Here is a 1,193-nt window from a genome sequence, read left to right on the forward strand (position 1 = left end):
GGTTCGGTGTTGGTCACCGTAAACTTATACACCACCTCATCTTCTGGTTTATAAGTATCTCCCGCAGCGTAAGGTTTACCAGCAATCGAAACGATCTCTTTGTTAACGGCTAGATTGCTCCCTTCCGGTGTCACGCGAGCTGTCGCAAAGTTCGTGCCGTCGTATTTCGGCGTCGAAGCAATTTGATCCAAAGCGTCTGGGCGAATACGTGACTTCATCACAAACTCAATCCAACCGCCCGGCGCAATGGATAGAACTGGAATATCGATATCCGCATTTGCACCACCAACAAAGCCGCCGATATCCGTCGTTGCTTCACCAGAAGTGTTCACGCTCACTTCCCATCCGTGCGCAGCAAACGCAGGTAAACTCTGTGCATCTGATTCTCCAGCCGCATTTTGTGCCACTCGGACTTTGATGCTAGAGAATAACTCTTGCAGTGATTTGTTGTACTCCAGTCCTTTACCCTTGTTTTGGAGGCGCAGACGGTACACGATATTTTCACCACTAGACGTGTGATTGTACGTCAGCTTTTCGCTTGATAAAGACGAATCCGTGTACGCTTTATGGGATTTGCTTACCTCAGAAGGCAGCATGTTGGCTGGCTCAGCGACTAGGTTATGACTGTTATCAATAACCGCCACGTTTAAGATTTGGCCAACCGCTTTCTCGCTGATCTTTGCTTTCACCGTATATTTGATGAAAGTGCCGCCAACAGCGAAACTATTTGCTGCAAGGTTAAACTGGGTGTCAATATCGCGGTTATCCGTGACCGACCCCGGCTCACTGATACCACTGGTATCGGTTTGAGTCGTGATGGTCCAAGAGTCAAACGCAGCACCCATCGACCCATTTAAGTATTGGGTTTTGATTGCGCTAAGTTCATCCTTAATCGGCATGTTTTGCATGTGCACGTTGTTAAGGTTAACGAGCGATATTTCATACTCAATGTAGCCGCCCGGCGTGTAACCGCCGCTCAATGAAGTAACACCGTCTTGATCTAAGAAGCGGGTAATGTGTTTTTCGAAGTCGTATTTCTCTGCCGATGCTTTCGTCTTCGCACTGACAGTATCGCCGTCAACGGTCAACAAGTTGAGGATGTCACCGACTGCATTGTTGTTTACCGTCGCCGTCACTTTGTACTCAATTGTAGTGCCCGCGGGGATGGAGGCATGCGTGTCGATATCTCGATT

The 1,193-nt window shown here is 48.4% G+C and carries 1 pseudogene; it reads right to left on the bottom strand.

Annotation, left to right across the window (positions count from 1 at the left end):
* Positions 1 to 1,193, bottom strand: a pseudogene (locus R7040_RS24555) (hypothetical protein); the annotation flags it as partial.

The sequence above is a fragment of the Vibrio sp. 1069 genome (assembly GCF_033340555.1).